Annotated in this window: 22 protein-coding genes; 7 read left to right on the top strand and 15 right to left on the bottom strand. The window is 37.1% G+C overall.

Annotated elements, in window-relative coordinates:
• Positions 1 to 600 carry a DUF6166 domain-containing protein gene (locus FJR45_RS06090; RefSeq protein WP_226966496.1) on the top strand — a complete coding sequence of 200 codons (600 nt, stop codon included), beginning with the start codon at positions 1 to 3 and terminating at the stop codon, positions 598 to 600.
• An 11-nt stretch (positions 601 to 611) separates the two neighbouring features.
• Positions 612 to 803 carry a hypothetical protein gene (locus FJR45_RS06085; RefSeq protein ID WP_151900358.1) on the top strand — a complete coding sequence of 64 codons (192 nt, stop codon included), beginning with the start codon at positions 612 to 614 and terminating at the stop codon, positions 801 to 803.
• Position 804: 1 nt separating this feature from the next.
• On the opposite strand, the gene FJR45_RS06080 is transcribed toward FJR45_RS06085, so the two are convergent.
• Positions 805 to 1,308, bottom strand: coding sequence for an ankyrin repeat domain-containing protein (locus tag FJR45_RS06080; protein WP_193151819.1), 504 nt, complete (start codon positions 1,306 to 1,308; stop codon positions 805 to 807).
• A 97-nt stretch (positions 1,309 to 1,405) separates the two neighbouring features.
• On the opposite strand from FJR45_RS06080, the gene FJR45_RS06075 reads away from it, so the two are divergent.
• The 3 genes from FJR45_RS06075 (at position 1,406) to FJR45_RS06065 (ending at position 3,744) form a co-directional block, all read left to right on the top strand.
• Entirely contained in the window at positions 1,406 to 2,605 is a 1,200-nt protein-coding gene (locus tag FJR45_RS06075) for a tetrahydrodipicolinate N-succinyltransferase N-terminal domain-containing protein (protein WP_193151818.1), read from the top strand.
• A 108-nt stretch (positions 2,606 to 2,713) separates the two neighbouring features.
• Positions 2,714 to 3,400, top strand: coding sequence for a hypothetical protein (locus tag FJR45_RS06070; RefSeq protein WP_193151817.1), 687 nt, complete (start codon positions 2,714 to 2,716; stop codon positions 3,398 to 3,400).
• Between the two features lie 38 nt (positions 3,401 to 3,438).
• Positions 3,439 to 3,744 carry a flagellar basal body rod C-terminal domain-containing protein gene (locus FJR45_RS06065; RefSeq protein WP_193151816.1) on the top strand — a complete coding sequence of 102 codons (306 nt, stop codon included), beginning with the start codon at positions 3,439 to 3,441 and terminating at the stop codon, positions 3,742 to 3,744.
• On the opposite strand, the gene FJR45_RS06060 is transcribed toward FJR45_RS06065, so the two are convergent.
• The 11 genes from FJR45_RS06060 to FJR45_RS06015 all read right to left on the bottom strand — a co-directional run bounded on the left by FJR45_RS06060 (position 3,745) and on the right by FJR45_RS06015 (position 11,304).
• Positions 3,745 to 5,067, bottom strand: coding sequence for an SH3 domain-containing protein (locus tag FJR45_RS06060; protein ID WP_193151815.1), 1,323 nt, complete (start codon positions 5,065 to 5,067; stop codon positions 3,745 to 3,747).
• Positions 5,068 to 5,076: 9 nt separating this feature from the next.
• On the bottom strand, positions 5,077 to 5,736 hold the full coding sequence (locus FJR45_RS06055; protein WP_193151814.1) for a LexA family transcriptional regulator: 660 nt from the start codon (positions 5,734 to 5,736) through the stop codon (positions 5,077 to 5,079).
• Positions 5,737 to 5,957: 221 nt separating this feature from the next.
• A complete protein-coding gene (locus FJR45_RS12555; RefSeq protein WP_255613322.1) occupies positions 5,958 to 6,080 on the bottom strand; it encodes a hypothetical protein in 123 nt (40 codons plus the stop codon).
• A 3-nt stretch (positions 6,081 to 6,083) separates the two neighbouring features.
• Entirely contained in the window at positions 6,084 to 6,554 is a 471-nt protein-coding gene (locus tag FJR45_RS06050) for a tRNA (cytidine(34)-2'-O)-methyltransferase (protein WP_193151813.1), read from the bottom strand.
• A complete protein-coding gene (gene purU / locus FJR45_RS06045; RefSeq protein ID WP_193151812.1) occupies positions 6,554 to 7,390 on the bottom strand; it encodes a formyltetrahydrofolate deformylase in 837 nt (278 codons plus the stop codon). Before purU ends, FJR45_RS06050 begins: the two co-directional genes overlap by 1 nt.
• Positions 7,391 to 7,717 carry a CiaD-like domain-containing protein gene (locus FJR45_RS06040; protein ID WP_193151811.1) on the bottom strand — a complete coding sequence of 109 codons (327 nt, stop codon included), beginning with the start codon at positions 7,715 to 7,717 and terminating at the stop codon, positions 7,391 to 7,393.
• Complete coding sequence (locus tag FJR45_RS06035) at positions 7,708 to 7,956, bottom strand: tetratricopeptide repeat protein (protein WP_151900368.1); 249 nt, start codon at positions 7,954 to 7,956, stop codon at positions 7,708 to 7,710. Before FJR45_RS06035 ends, FJR45_RS06040 begins: the two co-directional genes overlap by 10 nt.
• A gap of 11 nt (positions 7,957 to 7,967) precedes the next feature.
• Positions 7,968 to 9,035 carry a 3-isopropylmalate dehydrogenase gene (leuB, locus tag FJR45_RS06030; protein ID WP_193151810.1) on the bottom strand — a complete coding sequence of 356 codons (1,068 nt, stop codon included), beginning with the start codon at positions 9,033 to 9,035 and terminating at the stop codon, positions 7,968 to 7,970.
• Positions 9,036 to 9,542, bottom strand: a complete 507-nt coding sequence (locus FJR45_RS06025) for a 3-isopropylmalate dehydratase small subunit (protein WP_193151809.1) — start codon at positions 9,540 to 9,542, stop codon at positions 9,036 to 9,038.
• 131 nt (positions 9,543 to 9,673) lie between these two features.
• On the bottom strand, positions 9,674 to 10,462 hold the full coding sequence (flgG, locus tag FJR45_RS06020; protein ID WP_193151808.1) for a flagellar basal-body rod protein FlgG: 789 nt from the start codon (positions 10,460 to 10,462) through the stop codon (positions 9,674 to 9,676).
• Between the two features lie 20 nt (positions 10,463 to 10,482).
• On the bottom strand, positions 10,483 to 11,304 hold the full coding sequence (locus tag FJR45_RS06015; RefSeq protein ID WP_193151807.1) for a flagellar hook-basal body protein: 822 nt from the start codon (positions 11,302 to 11,304) through the stop codon (positions 10,483 to 10,485).
• Between the two features lie 139 nt (positions 11,305 to 11,443).
• On the opposite strand from FJR45_RS06015, the gene rpoD reads away from it, so the two are divergent.
• Together rpoD and FJR45_RS06005 are read left to right on the top strand one after the other, a co-directional pair.
• Positions 11,444 to 13,285, top strand: coding sequence for an RNA polymerase sigma factor RpoD (rpoD, locus tag FJR45_RS06010; RefSeq protein WP_193151806.1), 1,842 nt, complete (start codon positions 11,444 to 11,446; stop codon positions 13,283 to 13,285).
• Between the two features lie 8 nt (positions 13,286 to 13,293).
• Entirely contained in the window at positions 13,294 to 13,980 is a 687-nt protein-coding gene (locus tag FJR45_RS06005) for a nitrogen regulation protein NR(II) (protein WP_226069332.1), read from the top strand.
• A gap of 9 nt (positions 13,981 to 13,989) precedes the next feature.
• On the opposite strand, the gene FJR45_RS06000 is transcribed toward FJR45_RS06005, so the two are convergent.
• The 3 genes from FJR45_RS06000 to hemL form a co-directional block, all read right to left on the bottom strand.
• Positions 13,990 to 14,397, bottom strand: a complete 408-nt coding sequence (locus FJR45_RS06000) for a hypothetical protein (protein ID WP_226966495.1) — start codon at positions 14,395 to 14,397, stop codon at positions 13,990 to 13,992.
• An 82-nt stretch (positions 14,398 to 14,479) separates the two neighbouring features.
• Positions 14,480 to 14,833, bottom strand: coding sequence for an AtpZ/AtpI family protein (locus FJR45_RS05995; RefSeq protein WP_193151803.1), 354 nt, complete (start codon positions 14,831 to 14,833; stop codon positions 14,480 to 14,482).
• A complete protein-coding gene (gene hemL, locus FJR45_RS05990) occupies positions 14,826 to 16,118 on the bottom strand; it encodes a glutamate-1-semialdehyde 2,1-aminomutase (RefSeq protein WP_193151802.1) in 1,293 nt (430 codons plus the stop codon). The genes FJR45_RS05995 and hemL overlap by 8 nt, the downstream gene beginning before the upstream one ends.
• Positions 16,119 to 16,216 lie beyond the last annotated feature (98 nt).

Raw genomic sequence — 16,216 nt, 5'->3', positions numbered from 1 at the left:
ATGAATAACCATGTCTTCAAAGGGCATAAGACTTTACTGGGTAATAAATTTGTTACATATAAAGAACTGAACCTCCCGAGTCGTACTGATGTACACCAATACGCCAAGAACGGTTTTGACTGGGGAAACACCTCAAAAGGTGCCTTGCAACTTGCTTTTGCAATACTCTACCAACTCAGCAATAAAGAAACAGCACAGATGTATGCAAAAGAGTTTTGCGAAGATGTTGTCAAACAGCTGAATTCCCGCGACTGGGTTTTAGAAGCTTCAAATGTTCTTGCCTGGATGGATACACACTGTACTACAGTTACTGAAATAGAGCAAAAAAGACCAAAACCAAAAAGATTAAAACCTGCAAACAGAAAAATCAAAAAAGACAAATCAAATGTTGTCAAAGATATTTGCAAAGAGCTTCAAATTACACAAAAACAGCTCGCCGAAGTTCTTGAAGTGCCAGAAGGTACCGTCAGCAGCTGGGCTGTTAAGAATGAAATCCCCAGACTCGGCAAAAAAGCCATAGAATTTTATATACAAAATACAAAAAACCAAAAAATCGTTGACAGCTACAGAAGTTTTATAGAACTTTTGCAAGCATCATAACAAGGATACCATTGAAACCAAAAGACGAAGTGACAAGAAGTTTGTTAATTGACAAAAACACATGGGATGAAGCGATGAAATATTCACGCAGTCGCTACAAAATGAGCCTGAGCAAAGTTGTTGAATCTTTGCTGCAAGAGTGGCTTGCCAAAGAGAAAAGAAAGCCTCTGGACAACACGAAACAAAAAAAGTTTTTTGAATAGACTACCTTGCATATCCTCTGTTTTTAGGTGCAGTTTCATCATAGTCAAAAAGTTCGAGTATGCTTTTTTTATTCATTTTTCTGGCAAAATCTACGGCACTGAAACCTTTTGAGTCCCGTACATTTTTGTCAGCACCCTCCTTTAAAAGAAGTTTGGCAATTTCAACTCTCCCGTAACATGCCGCACCCATCAATGCGGTAAAACCGCTTTTTCTTGTCGTATCATTTACTTCTTTACCCTGTTTTATCAGATATTTTACTATTTCAATTTTGTCATAGGTGATTGCCATATCAAAAATACTGACGCCTTCATCATCGCAGTCAAAAATATCTGCCCCGTTGTTTATAAGCAGCATAATTGTCTCATCTGAGCACTGTGCACGTAATGCACAGGCAAGTACAGACTCTCCCGCCTCATTCTTTTGGGAAAGTTTCCCGCCATTTTTTATGTATTTTTTTATACCAAGATAATCATCGTTTTTTAGTAGTTCAAGCCAAGTGTTCAAAATATTCTCTTTTTATTTTATTATTTAAATTATATACTAAACTTCGTTAGTAGTTTTTAAGTATAATTGCAAATCAAATTTATTAAGTGAGAATTCAATGGACGTTATTCAAACAGCAGATGCATTTAAAGCATTGGTAAACAATATTAAAACAAATACAACAGGATACAAAGATCCTTTGGTCTTTGGTATAGCACGAGTAGACCTGGGACAGTTAAATGTAAACAAATCTCTTCAGGCAACCTATCCGGTAATCAACTGGGATGAAAATTTTGGCAGTGCCGCGATTTTTATCCAAGCACTTGCAGATCAGGGAATTACAGTAGATTTTACACAAAATGAAGTCGTATGTGACATAAATTTACAGTTTTTAAAAGATTGTCTCAATGCTTTTACACCTTATTCTGACGAAGCACACGGTGATGCACACAAAAACATTCAAGTAGTTTCGGCACTCTATTCTCAAATAGTAAACAACGGAAGTCTTGAGGGTGAATTCAAAGTATGCTTTATATTTGAAGATGCACCTTGTGAAAGCGTAGAAGCGACCTATCTAAAACTGTATGCAATCTCTCTTGCAAAAGTAGGACTTCGTGAAATCAATCTCAACGGTGCCTTCGGTGCATTGCCAAATGTTGCATGGTCTAACGGACAGCCGATAGAACTTGATTATTTGCGGGAGTTTGAAATTGAACTCAAACTTGCAAATGAGTACCCTCATATTGATTTTGTAGACAAATTTCCAAGATTTTTACAGCACATCATTCCTGCGGATAATACACGTATACTTGACACTTCCAAAGTACGTTTCGGTGCACAGCTTGCGGCTGGAACAACTGTAATGCCGGGAGCTTCATACATAAACTTTAATGCCGGAACAACCGGTGTGAGTATGGTTGAAGGCCGTATTTCTTCTTCTGCAATCGTTGGTGACGGTTCTGATGTCGGAGGTGGTGCTTCAATTCTCGGTGTACTTTCAGGAACAGACGGAAACCCAATCAGTATCGGCAAAAACTGTCTTTTGGGAGCAAACTCTGTTTGTGGTATTCCTTTGGGAGACGGCTGTATTATAGATGCCGGTTTGGCAATTCTTGAAGGAACAAAAGTAGGTATTTACCCAACTGAACTTGAAAAAATCAGAGAAGTAAACAAAGGTATAGCCATTGAGGGTGAAATTTTCAAAGCAAAACAACTTGCTTTTTTCAATGGACTTCACTTCAGACAAAACTCTTTAACCGGAGAAATCACTGCATCGCGATCTACTCGAGAGATTAAGCTCAACGCCGACCTGCACTAATTTTAGAGTAAATATTGAAGAAGAATTCTTCAATATTTATCATAACTGCTTATACTCTGCTAACAAAATTATCTTACAGTACTGCAAATCTTAACAAAAGGGAAAATGATGAAAAAAACTATTATAGGCCTGTCACTGATCACTACTGTCCTGCTTTTTGGAAATGACACTGTCAATACGACACAGTTTTTAAACAACGCGATTGAAGATGCATATGACATACATAACACATTTAAAAACAAAACAGATGATCTGCTAAATAGTGATGAAGCTTTACAAACTTATGCCAAAGAAGTTGTAAATTTTGAATCAAAACTTGAAACATTTCTAAACAACAGCACAAAAGAATTTCAATCAACAAAAGATGCACTCAATGCCTTGGATGATGTAGAACAGTTAAGCACACAAATAACAGTAATAGCAAAAACAACAGCTTATCTTGCATCACATCAGGCTGACAATACAAATGAGAGCTACAATAATACTATACAAACAATGTCAAAAACTATACTCAGACTTTCTAATGATATTGGCACCATGGCTGACAGAATTGGTGAAATGGCAGATAGAATTGGTGTAATGGCAGACAGAATTGTGCAAACACAAGAAATTCAATCCAAAAACTATACCGCAACTTTGCAGTTATCTCAATATGCTATGAATTTGGCTTCCAATCAAGCCGAAGCTTCACGTAACATGCCAACAAACAGTTTAACAACTTCTATGTCAAATAATAATATGCAGACTCAAAATATGAATCAAAATAATCCTCAGGGCACTATCAGAATGCACTAAAACTTTATGCTATAATTATGCAATACGAGGAGGCATTTATGAATATCTCAAATAATATTGCATCCATTCAGGCAAATACAACTGTCCTGAATGTCAGTGCAAATAATATTGCAAATGTAAACACAGACGGATTTATTCCAAAAGATACAAGAGTTACAAATGATGCAAACTCTGTGCGTGCAACAATCAGAAAAGCTGATGACAATGGCTCATCAAGAAGCCAAACAGACCTGGCAAAAGAGATACCCGATCAAATCATTGCACAGGATGCAACTGCTCTCAATGTGACTGCCATAAAAACCCAAGATGAGATGATGGGAACGCTTTTGGATATAAAAACATAATTAACGGGTCACAATATTCATACTTTTGAGATTTTTTAAAAAAGAGGCACTCTCATCAAAGTCAGACAGGTTGTTTCCCATTTGAAGAGTGCTAAAAACTGTTTTACCAATGATATATCTTCCCTCAACTCCATGCTTTAGTGTTTTTATTCCCCAAAGATTTTGAAAAATAATTATTTTGTTATTTTTCGTTCCAATATACAAGGCTATATGTCCTTTTCTATACAACAGAGTTTCAAAAGGGACTCCGTATTGTTGAATCATTTGTATTTTTTTCTCATCAGAGATATTTTCTAAAGATATAACCTTGCCTACTCTGCTTTGCTGATAAGAGTTTCTTGGAAGCCAGATACCAAACGGTGCAAAAAAATCTCTCAACGTTGAAGAACAATCTCTTTGATTGTATATGCCACCCCATCCGTAGTTTACATGTAAGAGTTCTCCCATTACAAGATTGATGTTTTTTGCATTAAATTTCAGTATTCCCTTATGTCCGATTTTTCTGTTGACTGAGGTGTATACACAATACGGTTCTTTCAATATGTATTCTGCAATTGTTACAATGTGAAATTCTTTGTCATTTTGGCTGATGAGCGGAAACATTGTTCCCAGAGTCGATTTAAATAAAAAATCTTTTTTTGGTGTATACAAAGGAATATTGTCTTGTAAAACAAATACCTGTTGTGCCTTTTGCCACATCTTTGTGCATTTCCTGTCCATGTAGACAATGTCTCTTGCGTGTACCCATCCGTAAGCAAAGCTGGATTTGACAAATACCCACTCTCTGTCTTTTGAATAGTGTGAAACAAAAAGCGGCTTATTTGCGGCAACGGTAGAGTTTTGCATGTAGTCAAAAGGAAAGCCCTCGCCTGCTTTATTCGGGTCTCTCAAAACCGGCCTAGTGGTAGGAAAAGCTCTGATACTCACTTTTCTCAGGGTAATTGCCTGTTTGTTTACACTGGAATAGGCTTCAAAATTAGAATTGTTTTTTATTAGTTTAAAAAAATTATCATCAAGCGGCTGTAGATTTTCTCCGTAACTGTTTGTGGCATCAAATAATTTATATGCCCACATCGCATTTTCTAACGGAATATCCATGCTGTCAATATGCCACGGCTGAAAATACATTGTGGCAAATTTTTCTAATGACGAAATATATCTCTCATTTACAGTATCGGTATAAGCTGAAACATCCTGAGAAATCTCACTAAAACCTTTCACATATTGTGCTTTATTCAACTTCTGATGAGAAATACTCTGTGATGTTTTTTGCGAACATCCACTCATCAGGACAAGTGCTAAAGATAGATACAGATACTTCAAAAAAATCCTTTAATCTACATCACCAAACCGGCTGACAACCCTGCCAACAACTTCAACCTGATTTGCATCAAGTGTTTGTGTACTATAGACAGAATTGTCAGAGATTATATCAAGTTTTCCGTCAATTCTCTTTTGTACACGTTTTATGAAAAGTCCCGCTTCGGTTCTTATGGTAAAAATACCACCGCGGTTGATATCTGTCTTGCTTCTGTTAATAAATACAATATCATTATAACTAAAAGTAGGTTCCATTGAGTCACCCGAAACATTAATAGCTTCTATATTTTGTAGCTCTTTTTCTCCACCGAGCATAAAGACAAACTGCTCAGGAATTTCAAGCTCTTCTACCTCTTCACACTCTATGTCACTTCCTCCTCCTGCACTGGCATTGATATCAGAAAAGTATTTGACCATATAAAATTTATTTGTTGCTTCAACCAAACTTTCAGGAGACTGTCCATACAAAAGCCAGTTTATAGAGATACTTCTTTTGGCACAAAAATCCAGTAATTCGTTAAATGGAATTTTGTTACGTTTTTTCATTGTTGCAAAATTCATCTGTGAAATACCCAATACCGCAGCCACATCTTTGTCAAAAACTTTTTTCGGAGCAACTTCGTCAGAGATAATGCTTTTAATCTCTTCCACTATATCTAAAAAACTATTCATTTTGAACCCTTTTTATATTGATTTGCAATAGTATAGTCTAAAAATTGATGAATGTCAAAAAATATTTGGCAATTTGCAATATTTTTTATGTTTTTTTTGAATTGTTGTAGTATAAGTACATATTTATATAAAGGATGAAAAATGTCATTACTTATAAAAAATGCAGAAAGTTTGTTTGAAAAGTTTGAAAATCATTTAGAAAAATGGGCAGAAAAATTATTTTAGGATTTGAGATCTTTGTCTTTTTCACGTTCTTGCGATTTTGTTTTGTGATATCCGGCAAATATAAAAACCATAAATAAGACAAAAAAGAGTGTCATAACTGTATCAACCAGACTGTTCATTGTTTACTCCTCGCTAAAAGTAGAATAATTTTGACGAATTGCATCATAAAGAATTATTCCCGTACTGATAGCAAGATTAAGACTGCGCCCGTCTTTTGTCATGGGAATAGTTATATTTTGCGCTTTATATTTGTTTAAAAGATCTTCTGGTATTCCTTTTGTTTCACTGCCAAAAAAGATATAATCACCTTCTTTGAATTTGGCATCAAAATAGGGTTTGTCCGTTTTTGTTGTAGCAAAATAGGCATTATCAGTTATATCGTTACATGTAAAGAATTCATCAATACTTTCCCATACTTTCAAATCAAGTTTATCCCAATAATCAAGACCTGCCCGACGGACAGCTTTTTCATCTATATCAAAACCTATAGGTTTAATTAGGTGCAGCGAAGCTCCTGCATTGACACAGAGTCTGCCTATCGCTCCAGTATTGTTTGGTATTTGCGGATGTACCAGTACTATGTTAAATGCCATTAAAAGATTACCGTTCTGTTTGCATAGGTAAAAATTCTGTCTTCAAGAGCCAGTTTCAATGCTTTGGAAAGTACTACTTTTTCAACATCTCTGCCGGCACGCTGCATATCTTTCCAGCTGTAGGCATGTGTTACATGGATTGTCTCCTGGGCGATAATAGGTCCTTCGTCAAGATTGTTGTTGACAAAGTGTGCTGTCGCTCCAATGATTTTTACCCCTCTGTCATAGGCTTGTTTATAGGGATTTGCACCTATGAATGCCGGTAAAAACGAATGGTGTATATTTATAATTTTATTTTCAAATGTTTCAACAAATCTTGGTGTCAGGATTCGCATATATTTTGCCAGAACTATAAAATCAACCTCTTTGTAGCTTTGAACAGCTTCAATAATTTTACTTTCATGCTCCTGACGCTCCAATCTCTGATGAGAAATCGTGATATAAGGAATATCAAACTTTTTTACAAATGATTCCAAATTATCATAATTGGAAATAACCGCTACAATATTCGCTTCAAGTTCACCCGCTTCATGACGGATCAGAATATCGCCGAGTGCATGAATCTCTTTTGTTGCCATTATTATGATGTTTTTTTTCTCAGGTTTTACGATTTTTATGCCGGAGTGCTCAGGCAATACTTCGCGTAAAGCTTTAAACAGTTCTGTATTGTCAACATTCCCCTCAACAACACTGCGCATAAAAAACTTGTTGCTTTGCCTGTCAACAAACTCACTGTTGGACAGAATATTCAGATCATAACTGTAAAATATACTTGAAACTTTATGTACAAGTCCTTTTTCATCATTTGCATCTATTAAAACTCTATATTGACTCATCTACAGATTTCCCTTTTCCAACTTTTCTACACGGGCGTCTATTGTTGCCAAAGTATATTCCAAAAAGTTAAGTGTTATGTCTACTTTGGCTTCAATATTTGCATTGTTTGGCGCTTGAAAACCTTCAAAAAGGACTAAAAGTCGCTCTCTTATGGAGTTCAAATAAATTAATTCACTCTCCATGGATGTATGTGCATCATCTTTTTGCGGCAAGCGCTCTTCGGTTTCTTCAGCAAAAGTTTCCTGTTGCACTTCTTTTACACTCTCTTGCGGCAGTTCATCTTCCATTTCAGCCAGTGTTGACAATATGACATCTTTTAGTTCCATGCTTTCAATAACCACCTTTCAAACTCTTTGAACTCAACTTCGGAATCCATCTTTAAAAAATACTCTTTCATTTGAACATTTACATGTAAAAACTTTTTTCTCATACCGGAGAGTCTTCGTATAGCAATTTTGGCATCACTGTTATTCGGGTCTTTTTTCAAGACTTCCTTATAAATTTCCAATGCCTCTTCTTTTAAACCTTGCAGTTCATAAATATTTGCCAAAGTCAGAGTCTGCATATGAAATCAGCCTACTTTTCTATGTAGTTTGCAATAATTGAGCCCATTTCACTTGTTGAGCAGACTTCTTTTGCATCAAACTGAGCCAAGTCACCTGTTCTGTAGCCTTCGCTTAATGTTTTTTTGATGGCATTGTCAATCTTGTTGGCAGCCTCTTCTTCATTGAGTGCATATCTAAGCATCATGGATGCAGAAGAGATAGTTGCAATAGGATTTGCAATCCCCTGTCCTGCAATATCAGGTGCTGAACCGTGAATAGGTTCATATACACCGATTTTAGCACCGATGGAAGCAGATGGCAGCAGTCCGATAGAACCCGAGAGCATACTTGCCTCATCACTTAATATGTCACCAAAAATATTTCCTGTAAGCATAACATCAAACTGTTTTGGATCACGGATAAGCTGCATAGCGGCATTATCCACATACATATGAGAAAGTTCTACATCAGGATATTCTTTTGCTACTTCTTCAACGGTTTCTCTCCACAGTTGAGACACATCCAAAACATTTGCTTTGTCGATGGAACATACACGCTTGGAGCGAGTCATTGCAATTTTAAATGCCTGATGGGCAATACGCACGATTTCATCACGTGTATAGACCATAGTGTTCCAGCCTTTGGTTGCATCGCGTCCTTTTGGCTCACCAAAATAGATACCGCCGATAAGTTCGCGAACCACCATTAAGTCAACACCGCGGACGACTTCCGGCTTTAATGAAGAAGCATTGATAAGTTCATCATATACAACTGCCGGACGCAAATTGGCATATACACCAAGCTCTTTTCTAAAACGGAGCAGACCACTTTCTGGGCGTTTTTCGCGAGGAAGATTATCCCACTTTTCACCGCCGATAGCACCAAAAAGAACAGCATCAGAATTCAATGCTCCAGAAATTGTCTCTTGAGGAAGCGGATCACCTGTAATATCATACGCGCATCCGCCCATTAACAAATCTTCATATTTTAGAATAAATCCACTGTATGATGCAACTGCATCCAAAACTTTTACAGCCTCGTCAATAATTTCAGGACCAATTCCATCACCTTTTATCAGTGCTATTTTGTATGATTTCATCTATTTTTTTCCTTCTACTTCATTTTTTGCAAAGTTCATTAAACCACCTGCGTCTATCAACTCCTGCATAAAGGCAGGGATCGGAGTAAATTTATATGTTTTATCTGTACTTTGGTTTGTGATTGTGCCTGCATTCATATCAATACTGATTGCATCACCCTCTTGAATCTCATCTGCTTCTTTGAGTTCAAATATAGGCAGTCCCATATTAAATGCATTTCTGTAAAAGATTCTGGCAAATGTAGGTGCAATGATGGCAGCAACACCGGCGGCTTTTAAGGCAATCGGTGCATGTTCACGAGAGCTTCCGCATCCAAAATTTTCGTCTGCGACGATAACATCTCCGGGAGACATTTTATTGATAAACTCAGGATCAGCATCTTCCATTACATGTTTTGCGAGTTCTTCGGGTACTGAAGTATTTAAATATCTTGCAGCAATAATCAAATCGGTATCTATATCTTTTCCAAATTTCCAAACTTTTCCATTTATGTTTGCTTTTTGCATCTAAAATCCTATTGTTAACTAATTATAATTTTGCGATTATATCTAAAATGTTATATGAAGTTAATTAAAAAATAATTTTACAAAAGAACTGCATTAATATTAACAAATATCAATGCAGCTACACAGATCTGTTATCGTTTAAGATTGTTTGTAGTTTGAAGCATTTCATCACTGGTGGTAATGATTTTTGAGTTTGCATCATAGGCACGTTGCCCGGTAATCAAATCTGTCAGTTCAACTACCAGTTCAACATTACTGAGTTCCACAAACCCCTGTCTCAGTGTCCCGAGTCCATCAACACCGGGAATCCCTTCAACCGGTTGTCCCGAACTGTCTGTTTCAAGATAAAGGTTATCACCCATGGCATGCAAACCGGCCGGATTTATAAAATTTGTTGTTTGAATCTGTCCTATCTGTGTTGCCTGTGTCTGTCCAGGCTGAATTACTGTCACTGTTCCGTCGGTACCGATATTAATATTTGTCGCATCAGGCGGAATAACAATCTGTGGTACCAATGTGTATCCGTCACTGTTAACAATTGTTCCGTTTTGATCTATTTTGAAAGAGCCGTTTTTAGAATAAACCTGTGTTCCGTCAGGCAGTTCCATTTTAAAAAAGCCTCTGCCCGTAATAGCCAAATCCAGATTATTATCTGTCTGCTTTAAAGATCCTTCGGAGAATATTTTATTTATTGCCGTAGGACGGACACCTAAACCAACCTCAATTCCGGTAGGACTTTTGGTTGTATCACTGGTTGAAGTTCCTGCATATTCCATCACATGATACATTAAGTCAGCAAATTCTGCACGGGATTTCTTAAATCCTATAGTGTTCACATTGGCAATATTATTGGCCGTCGTATCAATTTGTGTCTGCATCCCCAACATTCCTGTTGAGGCAGTATAAAGTGATTGCATCATAGTAGTATTATTCCTTTATTTTAAGCTTTTTTCGCAAGTTTTTCTATTGCGTCTCTGTTCATATCATTCATTTGCGCATCCATTACCTTTTGATACATTCCTACGAGTCTGTTTGTTTCTATAAGCTGTGTCATCATTTTTACTGCATTTACATTGCTTTTTTCCACAAAACCCTGTCTGACTGCACCACTTTGTTCAATATTTGTTAAAGAGTCTGTATCTGGAAGTTTATAAAGGTTGTCACCCTCTTTGATAAGATCTTTGATATTTTCAGGCTGGGCAATGAATAATTTTTTATTTTCCACCAGAGAGAGATTGTTTGGAACATTGGTAAAAATCTGTCCGTTTTTATCTACTTCTATAACACTGTCCATTGTCGCAAAACTGATTCCCTCTTTTGACTTTTGATAATCACTTGGAAGTACCTCATACCCCTGTTTGGTAACGAGCTTTCCCTCATCATTCAGAGTAAAAGCACCATCACGGGTAAGGCGTATGCCCTCGGGTGTTTTTACTGCAAAAAACAATCCCTCTCGAGAAAGTGCAAAATCCAAAGAGTTTGAACTTTTTTGCATATTTCCAACAGAATAATCGGTATAAGAGTCTACTATCTGTGGTGCCCGTGTCATTGTTCTGTTTAAAAAAGCTGCACTCTCTTTGGAATTGTCACTGTTTGGAAGCTCATCTCTGGCCTCTTTATACAGCCGCATAAAATCACCGACAATAAGCTGATCTTCTTTAAAACCGTTTGTATTCACATTTGCCAAATTATTTGCAATGGTATCAAGTCTGTTAAACTGCGTTACCATCCCGGCAGCAGAACTGTAATAGCCTGTTTGCATTTATTGCCCCTGTATTAGTTTACATGTAATAAGCAATGTCCGTTCCAACAAAATTTTATTCAGAAAAAAGCATCTGTTAAGAATATTTCGGTATAATCCACCTTTTAAAAACCTTAACTCAATTGGAGCACCCTCCCATATGACAGCAAAAGAACTCAACAAAGCTTTAGAGACCTTTTTTGAAGAGCACAAGTCCAAAGATTGTGTCACTTATGAATCTTTAATCGAATTTTTTGACAAACAGCCTACAGCTGCTCAGGCAAAAAATATTTATAAACTTCTCCAAAAACACAAAAAATGCATTTATACATCCAGCGAACATGCTAAAAAATTAAATGATCAAGAAGCAGAGGCACGCAGAAGCGCCCAGCGAAAAATGCTCGAAGACAATGAAACAGACAAATTTGATATTTTAAAAGAGCATGAACTTCTTGAATGGTCCCGCTCAGATTCTCCTGTTCGTATGTATCTTCGTGAAATGGGACAAATTCCACTTCTGACAAAAGAAGAAGAGATTGAAATTTCTAAAAAAATAGAAGCCGGAGAAAGCATCATTATAGATGCCATATGTTCTGTTCCCTATTTGATAGATTTCATTCTGGACTACAAAGAACCTCTTATCAATCGGGAAAGACGCGTCAAAGAACTCTTTAAAAGTTTTGAAGATGAAAAAGATGACGGAGATGATGATACAGAGGATGACTCGACAGAAAAAACACTCTCTGTCAAAGACAAAAGCAGAGTTGAAAAAGTATCTACAAGTTTCAAAGCTTTGGAAAAAGCAAAAAAAGACTGGGTAAAAGCCACAGAAAAAGCACCCCAAAATCTTGACGGAGAGCTTACTGAAGAAATTGTACACTACTACTTGACTGTAACATACAAAAAATCTGTACTCAAAGAAAAACTTCTTGACCTCGGACCTACTTCAAAACTTATAAATGAATTGGTAAAAGCGATGGAAACAACACTCAAAAGTGATGAAGGGTATGATAAAGAACTCAAACGCCTAGAGTATAAACTCCCTCTTTTTAATGCCACATTAAAAGCAAATCATAAAATTTTAGTGGAAAAGATTCAGGATCTGACGAAAGAAGATATTGCTAATATGGTTCCTGAAGCGACAATGGTTTCAACCTATATGGAAATTAAAAAGCTGGTACAGACAAAAGAGGCTTCCAAAAACAGCTTTGATATGGAACCGGAAAAACTTGCTGATATTTTAGAGCAGATCAAACGCGGTAAAAATATCTCGGAAATTTCCAAAACAAAAATGGCAAAATCAAACCTGCGCCTTGTAGTTTCCATTGCCAAGCGCTATACCAACCGCGGTTTGCCTTTCCTTGACCTTATCCAGGAAGGAAATATCGGTCTTATGAAAGCAGTTGACAAATTTGAATATCAAAAAGGATACAAGTTTTCAACCTACGCAACATGGTGGATTCGCCAGGCTATTTCGCGTGCTATTGCCGACCAGGCCAGAACAATCCGTATTCCTATTCATATGATTGAAACGATCAACCGTATCAATAAAATTATGCGTAAACACCTGCAGGAAAACGGAAAAGAGCCGGATGTTGATACAATCGCACAGGAAGTCGGTCTGTCGGTTGAAAAAGTCAAAAATGTCATCAAAATCACCAAAGAACCTATCTCTCTTGAAGCTCCTATCGGCAGCGAAGACGACGGTCGTTTTGGAGACTTTATAGAAGACAAAACATCTCTTTCTCCTTCTGATGCAATACTCAAAGATGATTTGAGAATTCAGATTGAACAGGTTCTTGAACAATTAAACGAAAGAGAAAAAGCCGTTATCAAACTCCGTTTCGGAATCATGGATGATGAGAGTGACAGAACACTCGAAGAGATTGGAAAAGAACTCAGTGTAACCCGTGAGCGTGTTCGTCAAATTGAATCAAGCGCCATCAAAAAACTCAAACATCCTAAAGTTGGACGAAAACTAAAAAACTATATTGAAGAATAATGATGAATATGACATTGGAACAAAAATGGATAGAAAACGATTATAATCCATTTATTTTATTTCGTTCTAATGGAAAAATAATTTCTCTCAATACAGAAGCTCAGTTTCTACTGGGTTCTGTCCAGCCCAGTGAACTTTTCAATCTTGCCCAAACCTATGCCAACATAACTTTTGGCTTCAAAACAACCTTTTTGGAACTGGAATACGGCAGATATAAATTTTTTGCCATTACGGTCGGCTATGAAGACGAAGAGTGTATAGGTATCAAACTCTACCAGGCACCAACCTATAAAATAAATACAAAAAAACCTGACGGTGAACTCACAAATATATTTACAATTACAGATTTGTGTATTGCTTCAAATTCCATCAGTTCGGAAATAAATTTTATTAAAAACTATGACCCGACTATTCCTGATGTTGTTGTCAATGCCAACAATTTAATCAAATTGTTAAATTTTATATACAGAGCATCCCAAAAAAGCAGAGTCATTGAAACAAAAATTTCCTATATTGTTGGAGAATATATCAAGTTTCATGATAAAAAATATGGTCTTTTTTCCATCTCAGTTATAGCGGACAATATTGACAAAGAAATGTTGCCAGACATCAAAATGCTCGCTGATAAATATGATTTTTATGTAGAAATTACTAAAAAATCAATATCCATACATCTTCCAATCATAACACATTAACCTTTGCCCTTAAGCTAAAACTTCTTTAGAGACCAAAGCACCGGTTATAATTCCGATCAAAAGAGAGGGAATGTAGTATGCCAGCTCCAGCACTTCATTGTTCTTCAAAGCTATAAATCCCAATATAAGCAGTATATAGGGTATAATTCGCACGATGGAAACACTTCCTCTGAAGCCGTGTTTTGTATTTTTTAGACTTAAAGTCTTTATTTTTGCTTTTTCTTCTTTGACAATCTGTTTTAAATCAAGTTCTTCTGCCGGAGTATTATTTATACTCTCCTCTTCGTAAAGTCCATGCGGATCATCTATTGTGTCAAGCAGATCCCGACCTTCTTCATATTCTTTAGTATCAACCTTATTCTGCACCATTTTTCTGTAAGAAAAAGAGGAACCGAGTATAATTAAAAAAGCACTCAAGAATGCAATTTCGATATTGAGAAATATTTTTTGAGAATAAAAATATGTGATAAAAATTAGAATCTGTACCACAAAAAAAATACTAATAGTTTTTTTCACCGTAATCCTCATCCTCATCATCTTCAAGTTGTTTTTTTATCGCATACCTGTCTTCTTTTGCCAGTTTTTCAAACTCTTTGTATTGTTTTGAGTATGCTTTATAGATATTTAATATTGCTGCTGCAACTCCAATGAAAACACCTACCCAAAAAAGCCACTCGATATCTGTCCATCTTTTTAACAGCCAGCCAATACCGACACCCAACAGTACTGCCACAACCATGGATATACCCAAAGAGAGACTGTCTGCCGCCTCTACAATAGGTTTTATTCTTGGTTTGCGCTGCCCCGTCTCTCTAGCTTCGCTCTTCACCTTATCTTGCGTGTCATCAGACATTTGTAATTTCCTTAAAGACTGCATCACTCGCCTCTACAGTCTTTTCTATCATTTCATCTGTAATTGCCGTGGAAATAAACCCTGTTTCATACAAAGAACAGGCAAAGTAGTGTCCACGCTCAAGCATGCCAGTATGAAACTTTGCAAAAAGTTCTGCATCACTCTTTGCTGCATCACTAAAGTTTTTTACAGGTTTGTCATTAAAGAAAAAACCGAACATTGAACCTCTTGTAGCTATCTGCATAGGTATATTGTACTTTGCAGCGGCACTTTGTATCCCTTCTACCAGTCTTGTGGCTCTTTCATTTAAAACATCAATCACTCTTGCATTGTTTTTGAGTTTCATCAGAGCAGTATACCCTGCTGCCATTGCCACAGGATTGCCGCTGAGAGTTCCTGCCTGATATACAGGACCTTCAGGTGAGAGCATTGCCATTATCTCTGCGCGTGCACCAAAGGCACCGACCGGCATACCCCCGCCTATCACCTTTCCGAGTGTTACGATGTCAGGTTTTACCCCTGTTATCGACTCGGCACCGTGAACACTTGCGCGAAATCCGCTCATCACTTCATCAAACAAAAGCAGGGTACCGTGTTCGTCACAAAGCTTTCTGAGTGCATGCAAAAACTCTTTGTCAGCCGGGACAAGTCCCATATTGCCTGCAATTGGTTCTATAATCACACAGGCAATATTGTCGGAGTCCGCAAAACATTTTTTGACACTCTCTATATTGTTATATTGGGCCAAAAGCGTATGTTTTGTAAAGTCAGCCGGAACACCGGGGCTTGAGGGATTTCCAAAAGTCGCCGCACCGCTTCCCGCTTCGACCAAAAGAGCATCACTGTGTCCGTGATAGCATCCTGTAAACTTCACAATATCATCACGTCCTGTAAAGCCGCGTGCAAGGCGGATAGCACTCATCACAGCTTCTGTTCCACTGCTTACAAAACGTACTTTGTCAATGGAGTCAAAAAAGCCGACAACAAGCTTTGCAAGTTCTGTCTCTGCCAATGTCGGTGCGCCAAAACTCAAACCATGTTTTACCGCATCAATAACAGCAGCTTCTATAGCTTCATCACAATGTCCAAAAAGTAAAGGTCCCCAACTTTGGACATAATCAATATACTCATTCCCGTCTACATCTTTAAGGTAGGCGCCTTTACCCTCAGTGATAAACAGGGGTGTTGTCCCCACACTCTTAAATGCTCTTACCGGTGAATCAACCCCACCCGGGATTAAACGCTGTGCCTCTTCAAATGCTTTTTGTGATGCCTCTGTATTCATTTGCAACCTTGTATCTCTATTTTTTTATAATTATATCTAAGTATTGCTAAACGACAGCAACACTGTTAATATTGATTTGATATAATCTCACAAATATA

The sequence above is a fragment of the Sulfurimonas sediminis genome (assembly GCF_014905115.1).
Classification (GTDB): Bacteria; Campylobacterota; Campylobacteria; order Campylobacterales; family Sulfurimonadaceae; genus Sulfurimonas; species Sulfurimonas sediminis.
This window is presented reverse-complemented; position numbering and strand designations above follow the sequence as displayed.